This window comes from Thermococcus atlanticus (assembly GCF_054657855.1).
This window is the reverse complement of record NZ_BAAHXX010000001.1, coordinates 1,400,752-1,414,245: the sequence shown is the minus strand read 5'-3', so window position 1 is coordinate 1,414,245 and position 13,494 is coordinate 1,400,752. Positions and strand designations below refer to the sequence as shown.

15 protein-coding genes are annotated in these 13,494 nt (G+C 51.9%); 5 read left to right on the top strand and 10 right to left on the bottom strand.

Annotation, left to right across the window (positions count from 1 at the left end):
• Positions 1 to 24: 24 nt before the first annotated feature.
• Positions 25 to 432 (bottom strand): hypothetical protein, encoded by a 408-nt coding sequence (locus ACYQ27_RS07495; protein WP_456453589.1) that lies wholly within the window; start codon positions 430 to 432, stop codon positions 25 to 27.
• Between the two features lie 13 nt (positions 433 to 445).
• On the bottom strand, positions 446 to 1,189 hold the full coding sequence (locus tag ACYQ27_RS07490) for a hypothetical protein (protein ID WP_460041387.1): 744 nt from the start codon (positions 1,187 to 1,189) through the stop codon (positions 446 to 448).
• 216 nt (positions 1,190 to 1,405) lie between these two features.
• Between ACYQ27_RS07490 and ACYQ27_RS07485 the strand changes: the two genes are divergently transcribed.
• Positions 1,406 to 2,773 (top strand): metallopeptidase TldD-related protein, encoded by a 1,368-nt coding sequence (locus ACYQ27_RS07485; protein ID WP_460041386.1) that lies wholly within the window; start codon positions 1,406 to 1,408, stop codon positions 2,771 to 2,773.
• Positions 2,774 to 2,783: 10 nt separating this feature from the next.
• A complete protein-coding gene (locus tag ACYQ27_RS07480) occupies positions 2,784 to 4,112 on the top strand; it encodes a TldD/PmbA family protein (protein WP_460041385.1) in 1,329 nt (442 codons plus the stop codon).
• 26 nt (positions 4,113 to 4,138) lie between these two features.
• Here the strand turns inward: ACYQ27_RS07480 and ACYQ27_RS07475 are convergent, their stop codons facing one another.
• From ACYQ27_RS07475 to ACYQ27_RS07465, 3 genes are read right to left on the bottom strand one after another with little or no spacing between them, the layout of a single operon-like run.
• The gene (locus ACYQ27_RS07475) at positions 4,139 to 4,489 is read right to left on the bottom strand and encodes a 6-pyruvoyl trahydropterin synthase family protein (RefSeq protein ID WP_460041384.1); all 351 of its coding nucleotides are present in this window, start codon (positions 4,487 to 4,489) and stop codon (positions 4,139 to 4,141) included.
• 2 nt (positions 4,490 to 4,491) lie between these two features.
• Entirely contained in the window at positions 4,492 to 4,770 is a 279-nt protein-coding gene (locus tag ACYQ27_RS07470) for a type II toxin-antitoxin system RelE family toxin (RefSeq protein WP_460041383.1), read from the bottom strand.
• Positions 4,763 to 4,930, bottom strand: a complete 168-nt coding sequence (locus ACYQ27_RS07465) for a hypothetical protein (RefSeq protein ID WP_460041382.1) — start codon at positions 4,928 to 4,930, stop codon at positions 4,763 to 4,765. The genes ACYQ27_RS07470 and ACYQ27_RS07465 overlap by 8 nt, the downstream gene beginning before the upstream one ends.
• A gap of 219 nt (positions 4,931 to 5,149) precedes the next feature.
• Between ACYQ27_RS07465 and metG the strand changes: the two genes are divergently transcribed.
• Positions 5,150 to 7,372, top strand: a complete 2,223-nt coding sequence (gene metG, locus ACYQ27_RS07460; protein ID WP_460041840.1) for a methionine--tRNA ligase — start codon at positions 5,150 to 5,152, stop codon at positions 7,370 to 7,372.
• 157 nt (positions 7,373 to 7,529) lie between these two features.
• Positions 7,530 to 8,912, top strand: a complete 1,383-nt coding sequence (locus tag ACYQ27_RS07455; protein WP_460041381.1) for an ATP-binding protein — start codon at positions 7,530 to 7,532, stop codon at positions 8,910 to 8,912.
• Positions 8,913 to 8,938: 26 nt separating this feature from the next.
• Here ACYQ27_RS07455 and ACYQ27_RS07450 read toward each other — a convergent pair whose 3' ends face one another.
• The 3 genes from ACYQ27_RS07450 to ACYQ27_RS07440 all read right to left on the bottom strand — a co-directional run bounded on the left by ACYQ27_RS07450 (position 8,939) and on the right by ACYQ27_RS07440 (position 12,044).
• Positions 8,939 to 9,802: a helix-turn-helix transcriptional regulator gene (locus ACYQ27_RS07450; protein WP_460041380.1), complete on the bottom strand. Its 864-nt coding sequence runs from the start codon at positions 9,800 to 9,802 to the stop codon at positions 8,939 to 8,941.
• 36 nt (positions 9,803 to 9,838) lie between these two features.
• Positions 9,839 to 11,041 (bottom strand): hypothetical protein, encoded by a 1,203-nt coding sequence (locus ACYQ27_RS07445; protein ID WP_460041379.1) that lies wholly within the window; start codon positions 11,039 to 11,041, stop codon positions 9,839 to 9,841.
• A 268-nt stretch (positions 11,042 to 11,309) separates the two neighbouring features.
• The gene (locus ACYQ27_RS07440; protein WP_460041378.1) at positions 11,310 to 12,044 is read right to left on the bottom strand and encodes a sulfite exporter TauE/SafE family protein; all 735 of its coding nucleotides are present in this window, start codon (positions 12,042 to 12,044) and stop codon (positions 11,310 to 11,312) included.
• A gap of 45 nt (positions 12,045 to 12,089) precedes the next feature.
• Here ACYQ27_RS07440 and ACYQ27_RS07435 point away from each other — a divergent pair, with 45 nt between their 5' ends.
• The gene (locus tag ACYQ27_RS07435; RefSeq protein WP_460041377.1) at positions 12,090 to 12,638 is read left to right on the top strand and encodes a hypothetical protein; all 549 of its coding nucleotides are present in this window, start codon (positions 12,090 to 12,092) and stop codon (positions 12,636 to 12,638) included.
• Here the strand turns inward: ACYQ27_RS07435 and ACYQ27_RS07430 are convergent.
• On the bottom strand, positions 12,580 to 13,344 hold the full coding sequence (locus ACYQ27_RS07430; protein WP_456452455.1) for a sulfite exporter TauE/SafE family protein: 765 nt from the start codon (positions 13,342 to 13,344) through the stop codon (positions 12,580 to 12,582). The two genes, ACYQ27_RS07435 and ACYQ27_RS07430, sit on opposite strands and share 59 nt — an antisense overlap.
• 4 nt (positions 13,345 to 13,348) lie before the next feature.
• Positions 13,349 to 13,486, bottom strand: a complete 138-nt coding sequence (locus ACYQ27_RS07425) for a hypothetical protein (protein ID WP_460041376.1) — start codon at positions 13,484 to 13,486, stop codon at positions 13,349 to 13,351.
• Positions 13,487 to 13,494 lie beyond the last annotated feature (8 nt).

Below are 13,494 nucleotides of genomic sequence, written 5' to 3'. Positions count from 1 at the left end.
AGCTCATTTTTGTTTATTAACTGGTCATGGCGTGTCCTCATGTTTTAAAGGACTGGATTTTTGTTTAGACAATAACACAATTGCGTACCCGAGGGATATTGCGATAAAGATTGTACCTAGTATTGCTGCTGTGGCAAAGACTTTCCATTCTTCGTAACCGAATGCCTTTAATAGGTATGCCCATCCAAATTCGACAAGACAGGCAAAAACACTACCAAGTAACAATCCCCGCATTAACCCATATCTCTTGAGAAATAACACGACAATGAGGCCAGGTATACCAAAAATCGCCAACGTAACCAAGGATCCAAGAATAATGGCATTTAAGAGACTAGTCTTTTCATATGCTGACAATATATTACCAGTCATGAAAATGATAAAGAATACCAAAAAGTAGATCCAAGTTTTTTTCCTAATTTCAAAGCTTTCCATTAGATATCCCCCCTTATGGTGGGGTTGAACTTATACAAGTTGAGCCGCGCTCTGAACAACAGCTGCTATCCGCACTTACACACCATGCACAATTTGCAACTACGCATGCAATGCATACGTAAGGATTAATCCAAATTGATATTGCACAAGCTAACCCACAATGTCCCGCACTTATACAACAGTCTATAGCACACCCCCAGTTCATGTTGCAGCAGTATTCGCTGCAGCTTGAAAACAGTCCACAGTCGCTGTCTGAGGTGCATTCGTGTGTGCAGCTGCTGGTGGCGGTGTATTTCCCGTTGGTTGTTAGTGCAACGGTTTTAACTGTCGGTGTGGATTGTTGTGTTTTTTGAGAATTATCGATTTCTATAAGATATCCCCTAACCTTCACTCCTTGTACTGGTTTTGAGAACTCATAAAGCGCTATCACGTGCTTCTTGTCCTTCAGTGGAATTCCCATGGCGAGCATGGTTATCTTTTCACCGTTGTACTCGATCGTGTGCTTCACAACTTTCACGTGAGAGTAATCCACATCCCAGGGTTTGGCTAATTTCCAGAAGTCTCTGCTCGTTGTCAGCTTGAAGAACATGTGAACCTTTGACCAGTTTTCCTGAACCCTGCTTACGGGTTTTGTAACGGCAAACGGGTTGACACAACCTTTAACCTCTGGATGCTTGGGGTAGCTGACCACGTAGGCTCCATAGGCCCCAATCAACAGCAAAACCACAATTACGACCAGTAATGCACGCTTTCTCATCGACCCTCCCCAAACAGGATTTTGCATTAAATTTTATTCACTTATCATATATAACACTTTCGTTTAAAAGAAGTCCGGAAAGATGCAGTTAGATTCAATTCACTATCTTTTATAGTAATCCCTGTCGCAATTCTTTTCGACCCCCATCGAAAGGCTCAAAAGACTTTTATATTTGGATGCGGAGACATGGATGAACTAATAAAAACGGTGGTGACCATGGAAGCGCTGGAGAAAGCCCTCCGCTGGGCGGAGGAGAATTTGAAGGCAGAGTATATAGAGCTCCGCTATGAGGATTTGAAGAAGACCACCCTTGGACTCAAGGATGGAGTTTTTACGAGCTTCACCGGGAAGCTGAACAGGGGCGTTGCGATAAGGGTCTTGGCCGATGGAGCCTGGGGCTTCGCATCAACCAGCGACCTCTCGAACCTTGAGAGGAAAATCGAAGAGGCCTACAAGCTGGCTAAAGCGGCCGCCGAGACCAAGAAGGAGAAGATAGAGCTGGCGGAGATAAATCCAGTTGAGGACCTCGTGAAGAGCAGGATGAAGGTCAAACCGAGGGAAGTTGAGGTAGAGGAGAAGGTTAAACACCTGAGGGAGCTGGAAAAGCTCCTCAAGGAGGATAATGCAGTAAAGAGCGTCCAGATCCGCTACGAGGACGGAAGCGGCGAGAAAATACTACTTACCAACGAGGGCACAAGGATAGAGTGGGACTACAACTACCTCTACCAGGGAACCTACGTTACAGGAAAGGCCGACGGAAAGCTGGCGATGGCGAGGGACAGTATCGGAGCCGTTGACTACGGCTGGGAGCTCATGACCGAAGTCGAGCCCAACGAGAAGGTCACCGAGAGACTCCTCAGGAAGATGCACAGCCAGCTGAAAGGAGTAGCTCCGAAGCGCGGCGAGTTTCCAATCGTTGCGGGCCCGATAGTCGTCGGCATCATCGCCCACGAAGCCCTTGGCCACCTCGCTGAGGCGGACTTAACCATAAACTCGCCCTTCAAGGACCTCATCGGAAAGCAGATCGCTCCGGAATACGTCACAATGAGCGAGCGCTACGTTGAGGGCGGCTTTGGAAACGACAGGTACGACGACGAGGGCGTCCCGGTCAAAGATATACACATCATCGAGAACGGAATCCTGAAGGAGATAATGCTCAACCGCGAGTACTCCCATAAATGGGGTATGGAGCCGAACGGCCACGCCAGGGCTGAAAGCTACCGCTATGCCCCGATAATCAGGATGAGGAACACCATATTCGAGCCCGGCGACCACTCCTTCGAGGAGCTGATTGAGGACATCAAGTTCGGCTACTACGTCGTTGATTTCCGCGGCGGGCAGGCACAGCTCAACTCGGCCTTCCAGGTTGGAATCCAGGAAGGTTACGTCATCAGAAACGGTGAGATTGCGGAGCCCATAAGGGACACGTCCATCACGGGAGTTGCCATCGAGGCGCTGAAGAAGATAAGCGCGGTCGGCAAGGACTTCGGCCTTGAGGTCGGCTTCTGCGGAAAGGGGCAGACGGCCTTTGTAAGCTCCGGCGGGCCACACATGCGCTTTGACGGGGGAATACTGATTGGCTGAGGTGGTAACTATGGAGGAACTCATAAGGTACGGCGAGAGGTTTTTCGACGAGCTGGAGATCGCCCTTTACCGCTCCAAGGATGTTAGCGCAAGCGTCGAGCTCAACGAGATTTCAATGGCCTCCACGAGGAGCGGGGCAGTAACTGTAATCCGCGGGATTAAGGACAAACGCCTCGGTTTGGCCATAGTTGACAGCGACGAACCGGCCAAGATAAGGGAAGCCATAGAGCAGGCGGCCAAGATGGCAAGGCTCAACAGCCCTGACGAGAAGTGGGTCTCCCTTCCGGAGCCGGGCAAATACAGGGAAAAGCCCAAGCCCAACTATGAGCTTAAGGAAGCATCCCCTGACATACTAGTCGAGATGCTCGTCCGGGGCATAAAGCTCGCCCGCGAGAAAGACCAAAACGCGGTCGTTGCCGGTGGAGAAGGCGGCGTTTCGTGGGAGGAGGGGCATATCATCAACTCCCATGGAATAGACGTCTTCCAGGAGGGCGGAGCGGCTTTCCTGTTCCTGGAACTGGTCGGCAGGAAGGGCGGCGTCGTAACGCCCGGCATTTTTGACTTCGACGCGAAGCGTAGCTTAGACCTCGACGTTGACGGGGTCGTTGAAAGGGCCGTCCAGAAGGTCAGGTGGGCCTACAGCGTAAAGTCGAGTAAAAATGAGGAGGTTCCGATAATTCTTGGCCCATGGGCGATTGCCGGGCTCTTCAGCTATGCCCTCTTCCCGGCCTTCAGCGGTGAGAGGCTCGTCAAGGAAACGACGCCCCTGGCAGGAAAAGTCGGAGAAAAGATAGGGAGCGAAGTCCTTACGATATACGACGACCCGTTCCACGAGCTCTCCATACAGCCAGTTATAGCGGACGGTGAGGGTGTTCCAACGAGGAAGAACGTCCTCATCGAGAACGGAACCTTCAAGGGGTTCGTCTGGGACAACTACTGGGCCAAAGTCCACGGCACCGAGAGCACCGGAAACGGGAAGCGCGATTTGAGGAGCGGCGGCATAAACATAGGCTTCCACAGCATGGTCATCGAGAACGGAAAGCGCCCGCTGGAGGAGGTCATAGAGGAAATCGAGCACGGTTACTTCGTGGACGGCTTCCAGGGCGCCCACTCCAGCAACCCGGATAACGGGAACTTCGCGGTAACCGCAAACCCGGCCTTCCTCATCGAGGACGGCGAGGTAAAAGGTGCGAGCGTGTTCCTCATAGCCGGCAATGTCTACGAACTGCTGAAGAGCGCCACCGAGGTAACGAAGGAGCAGACGGTGATGCCCTTCATGACGACTATAATAACGCCCTTCGTCAAGTTCGAGAACGTGAAGATAGCGGGGAAGAAGTGAATGCCGTTCATTCCTCTTCCCCTTATCTATTCGAACTCAAACTCAACCCCGTTCTCTTCGCCCTCCCAGAGGGTTATTCTGTGAAGCTTAACATTCCCCGGGAGCTCCCTCTTTATCTCACCGGCAATCCAGAGGGCGATGTTCTCGGTGGTTGGATTCTCGAAGAGAGCGTTGAGGTTTCTGTGGTCGAGCCTTTCAATGATTTTTCCGACGAGTTTCCTCAGCTCAAGAAAATCCATGACGTAACCGTTCTTTAAATCTCCTTCAACCACCACCTCAAGCCGGAAGGTGTGACCGTGCATCTCCTCGGGCTTTCCATCTATCATGACGGCATGGGCCGCCTCGAACCTGAAGCGCTCGATGATGCGGGATTTCACGCCTAATCCCCCTTCCGTCTCTTCAGCCTCCCATAGACTTTGCTCCTGTGAGAGATCATCCACACAAAAATGAGGTTCTCCCCGTGGTTGGGTTCAATGATAATCCTATAATCACCAACCCTCACTGAGAAAAGATCATCGTATCCTCTCAGCGGTTTTTTATGTATGGACTCCGGGGCAATTTTAAGAGTTTGAAGCACCTGCTTTATTCTGAGTTGCGTTTCTGGAGGGATCTTTTTCATATCCTTAAGGACTTCCCTGTGAAAAAGAAGTTTATACACCCAGCTCCCTCCAGAACTCTTCCTCTTCCAGGAAGTTCCGCTTCTCTCTTCGCCTTTTGAGTTCTCTCAGCTCCTCCCCACTAAGCTCCTCAAACTCCAGCATTCTTTCCAGTCGCTCAATACGGTGTTCAAGCTGGTGAATCTTCTCAACAACCTCCATGCTCTCACCAGTGTTGGTTTCTCATCGAAGAAAATAAACTTTCCGCTCGCTCACCAAAACCATGCCAACGGATGCTATCCCCATGGGACCGAGAGTCTTTCCCTTGGGAAGTGATATGTCAAACCATGCATATTTTCCAGCCAGCTTAATAACTCACCGTAATATTTAAAACCCGCAGGGCTTATAAATCAGCATGGCTATTTCCCAGAGGTGGTGAAAGTGGTGAGATACACGGTAACATCAGCGCTGCCTTACGCTAACGGGCCGATTCACGCCGGCCATCTTGCAGGAGCATACCTCCCGGCTGATATATTCGTGCGCTATCTGCGCCTTAAGGGAGAGGATGTCATCTACATATGCGGAACAGATGAACACGGCACGCCTATAACGTTCAGGGCATTGAAGGAGGGCAGGAGCCCGAGGGAAATCGTCGACGAGTTCCACGAGCACATCAAAACGACGTTCGAGAGGGCCAAGATAAGCTTCGACTACTTCGGCAGGACAGAGCTCCCTGTGCACTACAGAATAAGCCAGGAATTCTTTCTGAAAGCCCTTGAAAACGGTCATCTTGTAAAGAAGACCAAGAAACAGGCCTACTGCGAGCACGATAAGATGTTTCTTCCGGACAGATATGTCATCGGTACCTGCCCCCACTGCGGTGCCGAAAACCAGCGCGGCGACCAGTGCGAGGTCTGCGGCCATCCCCTGACGCCTGAAGAGCTCATCAACCCAAGATGCAACATATGCGGAAAGCCCATAACCTTCAAGGACTCCGCCCACTACTACATCCGCATGGGGGACTTTGAGGAGAGGCTGAGGGAATGGATTGAAAAGCAGCCGTGGAAGCCCAACGTCAAGAACATGGTGCTTGGATGGATTAAGGAGGGTCTTGAGGAGAGGGCCATGACGAGGGACCTCGACTGGGGCATTCCGGTTCCGCTCGACGATGAGGACGTTAAAGGAAAGGTGCTCTACGTCTGGTTTGAGGCTCCAATCGGCTACATCTCCATCACCATCGAGCACCTGAAGAGGATCGGCAGGGAGAACGAGTGGAAGAAGTTCTGGCTGAACCTCGACGGTCAAACGAAGGTCATCCACTTCATCGGCAAGGACAACGTGCCCTTCCACGCCATATTCTGGCCGGCCTTCCTGATGGCCTACGGCAAGTATAGGGATGAGGAAGTCGAGGCCGAGTGGCTTCTGCCGTACGACATCCCCGCCAACGAGTACCTCAACCTTGAGGGCAAGAAGTTCTCAACCAGCAGGAACTGGGCGATATGGGTTCACGAGTTTCTGGACGCGTTTCCGGCCGATTACCTCCGCTACTACCTCACCGCCATAATGCCCGAAACGAGGGATTCAGACTTCAGCTTCGCCGACTTCAAGAGCAAGATAAACGAGGAGCTCGTCAACAACCTCGGAAACTTCGTGCATAGAGCTTTGACCTTCGCCAACCGCTACTTCGATGGAGTTGTTCCGGAGAGAGGCGAGCTGGACGACCTCGATAGGAAAGCCTTTGAGGAGATTGAGAGGGCCTTCGAGGAGACCGGAAAGCTGATAACCCAGTACAAGTTCAAGGACGCGTTGAAGAGGGTCATGGAGCTGGCCATCTTCGGCAACCGCTACTTCGACTACCAGAAGCCGTGGAAGACGGCCAAAACCGACCGCGTGAGGACTGCAACCACCGTGAACATATCCCTTCAGCTCGTCAAGGCCCTTGGAATCCTGATTGAGCCGTTCCTTCCAGATGCGGGCGAGAAGATATGGCACCTCCTCAACCTTGAGGAGCTCAAGCGCTGGGAGTTCACCGAGATTCCGGCCGGACACAGGGTTAGAAAAGCCACCCCGATGTTCAAGAAGGTGACGGATGAGGACATCATCTACTTCATTGTGAACTACATAGCGAGGGGCAACCCCGAGAGTGCCAGACTGCTCCTCGACAAGTACTACAGGCGGGACGACGTTGTGAAAGTAGCTTTGGAGCGCTTCAGTAACAGGGAAGAGGCCATGGCAATCCTTAAGAGTATCTACGGGGATGAAGTCGGGGTCAAACCCGAAAAGCCCGGAAAAGCCTCGAAGAAGGAGAGGGTGAAAAAGGAGGAAGGTGGTGAAAAAATGGAGTATGTGAGCTTTGATGACTTTGCCAAGCTCGACCTGAGGGTTGGAAAGATAATTGAGGTCAAGGACCACCCCAACGCCGACAGGCTCTACGTGGTCAAGGTTGATTTGGGCGACGAGGTCAGGCAGCTCGTTGCTGGGCTTAAGAAGTACTACAAGCCGGAAGAGCTGCTCAACCACTACGTCGTCATCATAGCGAACCTCGAACCCAAGAAGCTTCGCGGTGTGGAAAGCCAGGGAATGCTCTTAGCGGCTGACGACGGTGAGCGCGTTGCGTTGCTCATGCCGGACAAGGAGATAAAGCTCGGCTCAAGGATAAGATGAGACTTTTCTTCTCTCATTTTCGTGTTGATGGTGCCGGGTTCGGGAGGCCTCTCAGAAGGGGTGAGTTTGAGCGGGTTGAGCGGTTCCTTAAAGACTCCGCGGGGCTTAAGACACGGGTCCCGAAATTCTTAAAAAGTTATAGGTCAAGTATTATACCATGGCAATAACTTTTATTGACAGAGAGCGGGAACTTGAGTTCCTCCAGAGGCTCTGGGGGAAGGAAAATTCGTTCCTCCCAGTTTACGGGAGGAGAAGGGTCGGCAAAACAAGGCTGCTCAAGGAGTTCATAGCCGATAAGTCCTCCGTTTACTACCTTGCCCGGAACAGCACCTACTCCGACAATCTGAGGGAGTTTTCAAGGACGGTGCTTGAGAGGTTTCCATCCACTTTCCTAAGCGAGACATCGTTTTCGAGCTTTTCCGACGTTTTCAGGTATCTATCCGAGAAGGGGAAGATAGTAGTCGTTATAGACGAGTTCCCATATCTCATTCAGTCTGACAAAAGGGTTCTCAGCGAGTTCCAGTACATAGTGGACGAGATAGTGAGGGAATCCAGCCTCCACCTAGTCCTCGTCGGTTCCTCCGTTGGCATGATGGAGGAGCACGTCCTGAGCCAGAAGAGTCCCCTCTACGGCAGGAGAGACGGCCAGATAAAACTCTCTCCGCTGGGATTCTTTGACTCATGGAAATTCCTGGGAGTGGATGTTGAAGAGGCGGTCAAGATATACGGAATAACCGGTGGAATCCCGGCTTATCTGGAGCTCTTTGAAAGGTTTGAGGATGTCAAAAATCTTGCCTTCGACAAGAGGGGCTTTCTCTACGCTGAGGCGGACTTCATCCTATCCAGCGAGCTGAGAGAGCCGAGAGTTTACAAGCTCATCCTCAAGGCGGTCGCCGAAGGAAAACGGAGATTCAACGAGATAAGCACCCACACCGGAATACCACGCTCGAACCTCTTCAAATACGTCGAAGTTCTTGAGAGGCTCGGCTTCCTTAGACGGGAAATCCCCGTAACGGCGAAGCCGAAGACGAAAAACACCCTGTACAAGATTGAGGACAACTACTTGGCCTTCTACTTCCGCTTTGTCGAGCGTTACAGGAACGAGATAGAGCTTGAGAGCCTTGAATTCTGGAGTGAGTTCCTTGAGGAGTACAACCATTATCTGGGAGACGTTTTTGAAGGCATAGCGAGGGAATTCCTTATAGAGCTCAACAAAACCGGAAAGCTTCCATTCCGCTTCGCCAAGATTGGCAGGTGGTGGCAGAAGGGCGAGGAGATTGACCTTCTTGCACTCGACGAACGGAACAAGAAAGCACTGTTCGTTGAGGTCAAGTGGAGGGATCTCAGAGAAAAGGAAGCCCGAGGAATTCTGAAGGACTTGGAGAGAAAGGCCGGACTTGTTGGTCTGAATGGATGGGAGGAAAACTATGGGATAGTGGCAAGGAGGATCGAGGGAAAAGGCAGTCTTAGGGATAGGGGTTACTTCGCTTGGGACTTGGAGGATTTCAAAAGAATCATCCCCTTCAATAGCAAAGATTGAAGGTAAAAGGAGTCCAAAAGAACCCTCTAAAGCCTCAGCTCCACCCAGTTCTCCTTTCTTCCCTTCAGGATTTTGACCAGTCCCTTCCTCTCAAGGCGCTTGAACATTCTCCAGGCGGTGGTCTTTGGAATGCCCAGGGCTTCCCTTACCTCGGCCTGGCTGGCCTTCCCGCCCTTGTCGAATATGTAAAGCAGGGCCCTCTTCTCTTCGTCGTTAAGATCTAGTCCGTCGAGCCTCTCCATGAACTCCGGCCTGCTCAATCTTGGTCTCTGCGCATCCTTCCTGCGGCCTCTCCTGAGGTGGTAGCCGGCAAAAATCCCCCCAATTACCATGAGTCCTGCAAGGGCAAGGATCAGATATCCCTTAGAACCACCGGATTCCCGAACTTCTCCCCCCGATGTTCCGGTGTATGAGATGACGTAGGAGATGCTCTGGTTCCCGGGCGGCATCGTTATTCTGTTCTGGGCTATTGAAAGGGGAATGTCGCTGAGGTCGACCACCACGCTGCCGTTTGGAAGGACAACGGTAAAGCTGGAGTTTGTTGATACCTTCAGCGTCCATACGAGCCCCTCCTTTGACGTCAGGTCGGGGGTGTAGTAGGAAACCCTCACTATCTGAGCGTCTCCCGGGTATATCAGGGCGCTCCCGTTCTCAAGCTGGAAATTCAGGGGGTTTCCCTTATCATCCTCGGCAAAAAAGTTCTCATAGTGCTCCCCCAAAAGGGGCAGTTCTATTTGAGCGGCATACTCCGAGGGGATAATCTCATAATCAACCTTCACATAACCGTCATCATAAACGGTCAGCTGAATGGATGAAACGGTAGCCTGGGCACCAACCATACCAAGGGAGGCCAGCATGAGCATCGCAATCATCAAAGAGGCTTTTCTCATTTAATCCCACCTCCAGGGTAAATAAAAAGGAAAGGGTCATGCATGGGCCAGGATAAACTCATCGACCCTGTGGATGAGGTCAAGGGCTATTGCAAAGTGCATCTTTGCCTGGGCGGGTTTGTGCTGCTTCATGAGCTGAATTCCGAGCTTGAGCTCCTGAACCGCCGTTCTAAGCTGCAGCTCTGCCCTCCTCGTATCAACACCCCTTCTCTTGAGCGTGTTAAGGGCTCTTGCATCTTTCTGGATTCTTCCGGCTGTCTCCTTGAGGAAGGTTTTCATATCCTTGAGCTTTGTCTGAAGCTCCCTCTCCTCGGCTTTCCTTCTGAGGGAGTCCATCGCCCTGTGGAAGTCCATTATCGTTTTTCTGTTCTCGTTCATGACTTTCAGGGCGTCTCCCCATTTTCCTTCATCAGCAAGATTCTTAACCTCCTCATAGACGCTCTTAAAGGCATTCAATCTCCTCTGAAGCTCCGTGGTGTTGTATCCCCTTTCATTGGCGTTCTTGATAGCCTTCTGGGCGAGCTCCATACCCTTCTCCCCTCTAACAAGGAACTCCCTGACGATTTTATCGGCGTTCTTATATGCGAGCTCTCTCCTCACCTTCTTCAGCTCCGAATCTAGTTCCGCCTTCTTCTCCCTCGCAGCGGCGAGATCCTCCTTCGCCTTCTCAAAGTTTTTCGCCTTTAAATCATCAAGGACGAGCCTGTATGCGCTCCTTGTTTCATTGTACAGAACGGTCAGGTTGCTGACGTCTATTCCCTGCTTCTGGGCGATTCTGATGGTCTTTCCAACCATCTTGAAGTATTCCATCATCCTCGCGGTTTCAGCTCTCATGTGCTCCCTTATGTTTTCAGCCTTTTTCCTGCCCTCTTTGAGCTGTATCAGGGCTGCCTTGTAGAAGTGCATGGCCGTCAGGCTGTCAAGTATTGAGTTGTAGTAATCGCCTGATCCATATTCGTTCACGGCCTTTGCCTTATACTCTTCTGCCTTTTGGTAATCCTCCAGTATGCTTGAGTTTTCTGGGAGTTTGTCTTTTATCGGCCCTATTCTATTCTCCGCAAATTTGCTGAGCCTCTGGAGCTGGTTGATGAGCTGTCCCGCTATTACCTCCTCCCTTGTTGAGTTGTCCAGCTGCAGCGTTGGGGCTGTTGTCACTGCTGTTGTGTTTTCCGCTGCCATGCTCAGGGGGATCAGGCTCCCCACCAGCAGCACGGCCATAACCAGGGCACTCCACTTCATGCGCATCACCGTTTGTGATTATGAGCTAAACCTATATTAGGAACCCGGCGGAAAGAACGTTCCAGACCGTTCCAATAAGCTTCCCCGAGTTTTTTGCAGGTATTTGAACCCATAGCGGATGTGTCATCCATCCACCCGTCGAATAGAGCTTTCCGCATCCACTTCTCTTATGTATTGATGCCTTTTCATCCTTCCCGCAATTTTTTCTGTGCATCTCCTAATAAATTTGAGCCTCAAACGGAATCTCACATCATACGGTCCCGGCACCCTAAATGACCATCTTAACAGCGATCAGGATTAAAATCCCCGCAAAGCCCAGCTTCAGCTTTTTCGGCTGTATCCGGTGGGCGAGCCTGGCCCCGGCGTAAGCCCCCACAATAAGTCCCGGTGCAAGCAGAAGGGCTGTTCTCAGGCTAACCTGGCCGAGCGTGTAGTGCTCATAGGCTGCAGCGAAGGCCGTAAAAAATATGGCAACGCTTGAAGTTCCAATAGCGTATTTCACGGGGACACCCACCATCGTGTGGAAGAGGGGCACGTTCAGGATTCCCCCGCTTATCCCCAGCAGCCCGGATATAAAGCCTGCAAACAAACCCACAACAGGGATGTTTCTGTAGTTTATGGACGAGACTTCGGGGCTGCACTCCTCCCCGGAGGTTTTGAGGAGCTCATACGCCAGATAAACCAGCAGTCCGGAGAAGATAGCCCTCAGCACGGTCTCGTTTATGAATATCGTTAAATACGCCCCCGATATTGCGGCGGGGACTGAAAAAAGCTCCTTGAGTGCGGCGACCCTAATCAGAACTTTGCCCTCCCTCAAATGCGTGAATGCGGAGGCGAATGAGCTCATGACTATGCATGCCAAGCTCGTCCCTATCGCGAGATGAATCGGCAGTCCCATAAACGTGAGGGCCGGGACTATGAGGAATCCTCCCCCGACGCCGAAGAGACCGGCTATGAGACCGATGCCAACTCCGAGCATGAAATCAATGAGGTAGCTCAGCATGGGAACTCTTTTAGCATGAACAATTAAAAATACTTTGGTGGTGGTGTGAGGAAAGCCAACTTTAGGTTCTGGCTGTTGGTGGTTCTTGCCTTCGTCCTCACCCAACCGGGTTCGATAGCCTTCGCCAACTGGGATATGCCTTACGGCTTTTACAAGGACCTCTCGGTGTGGATGAGCTGTGCGGCGGCGGGATTGGTGCTGGTGCTCGTCTACGGCCTGTATGAGTGGAGAAATGGAAAGCTGAGCTCCGTGAACCTTCTTCTGGTCGGGATTACCGTCCTCCTAACGGCCATAATCGGTTATCACGCCGGGCTTGCCCTTGGAGGGAAGATGCACCCGAACTTCCTGGCGTTCCTGATAGGAGGATTCATCGGACTGGTTCTCAGCCTCATGCTCCTGCCGGCTTCCCTCCTTTACGCGCTTACCGGAGGCCTCTATTACCCCTACGATCGTCCCCTAGCCGTTGCATGGGTGGTGATGATAATAATTGCCATAGTTCTGCTGGTTGCATACCTAAAAGCGAAAAAAGAAGAGGCTAAGGAATCGGAAGGCCGAGGCCCTTCAGTATCATCCTCAGGGCAAGGAGGGCCATAACGACCGCGAAAGCCTTTTTCAGGGATGAAGCCCTCGTCCTCTTCGCTATCCTCGCACCTAGCTGGGCACCTATGATGAGGCCCGGGATGAGGAGGATCAGCCACTGGGTCTCCACGTTGCCCATGGCGTAGTGTTTGAGCGCTCCGGCGGTTGCTGTGAAGACTATCGCAAAGCTTGAGGTAGCGACCGCGTAGTGAATCGGCAGGCCGAGGTACGTCAGGAAAGGAACGTTGATTATCCCCCCGCCAACGCCGAGGAGACCGCTGGCAATTCCGGCGAAGAATCCACCGAGGGGAACGAGCTTGTAGTTGACCTCAACTTCCTCAAGCTTAACCTCGCTCGGCTCGGCTGTCTTCTTCCGGTATATCCTGATGGCCACTACAACGAGGGCCGCACCGAAGATGACCTTGAGCTGACCGGCGCTTATGAAGCTCGTCATCCATGCACCTATGTACGCTCCTATCACGGCCGTTGAAGCCAAGAGGAGGCCAACCTTATAGTGTATTCTCTTCTGCCTTGAGTATGCTATGGCTGAGCTGAGGGAGGTAAAGACGACGGCCGCGCTGGAAGTTCCGACGGCGTGGTGTATCTCAACGCCGAGGAAGTTGAGCGTAGGGACTATCAGGAATCCCCCTCCAAGGCCAAAGAGGGCCGCGAGGATGCCTATGAAGACTCCGACAGCAAAGTAGCCGAGGTATTTGAGCAAGGGATCACCCCCGAGATATCATCCTCTTAGCAAGTTCGTTTCCTTCCTTTTCAATCTCGCGCTCCAACTTTTCAAAGTCAGCCTCTGTAAGTTGCTGGCCTCTCTTGACCAGCAGTACCATTAGTTCTCTGAGATTCTTCACGTTTTTCT

Coding starts and splice junctions, on each gene's coding strand:
- ACYQ27_RS07440 (WP_460041378.1), bottom strand. CDS start 12,044: ATGCTGAGCTACCTCATTGATTTCATGCTCGGAGTTGGCATCGGTCTC.
- ACYQ27_RS07485 (WP_460041386.1), top strand. CDS start 1,406: ATGGAAGCGCTGGAGAAAGCCCTCCGCTGGGCGGAGGAGAATTTGAAG.
- ACYQ27_RS07455 (WP_460041381.1), top strand. CDS start 7,530: ATGGCAATAACTTTTATTGACAGAGAGCGGGAACTTGAGTTCCTCCAG.
- ACYQ27_RS07490 (WP_460041387.1), bottom strand. CDS start 1,189: ATGAGAAAGCGTGCATTACTGGTCGTAATTGTGGTTTTGCTGTTGATT.
- ACYQ27_RS07465 (WP_460041382.1), bottom strand. CDS start 4,930: ATGGAGGTTGTTGAGAAGATTCACCAGCTTGAACACCGTATTGAGCGA.
- ACYQ27_RS07495 (WP_456453589.1), bottom strand. CDS start 432: ATGGAAAGCTTTGAAATTAGGAAAAAAACTTGGATCTACTTTTTGGTA.
- ACYQ27_RS07445 (WP_460041379.1), bottom strand. CDS start 11,041: ATGAAGTGGAGTGCCCTGGTTATGGCCGTGCTGCTGGTGGGGAGCCTG.
- ACYQ27_RS07480 (WP_460041385.1), top strand. CDS start 2,784: ATGGAGGAACTCATAAGGTACGGCGAGAGGTTTTTCGACGAGCTGGAG.
- ACYQ27_RS07450 (WP_460041380.1), bottom strand. CDS start 9,802: ATGAGAAAAGCCTCTTTGATGATTGCGATGCTCATGCTGGCCTCCCTT.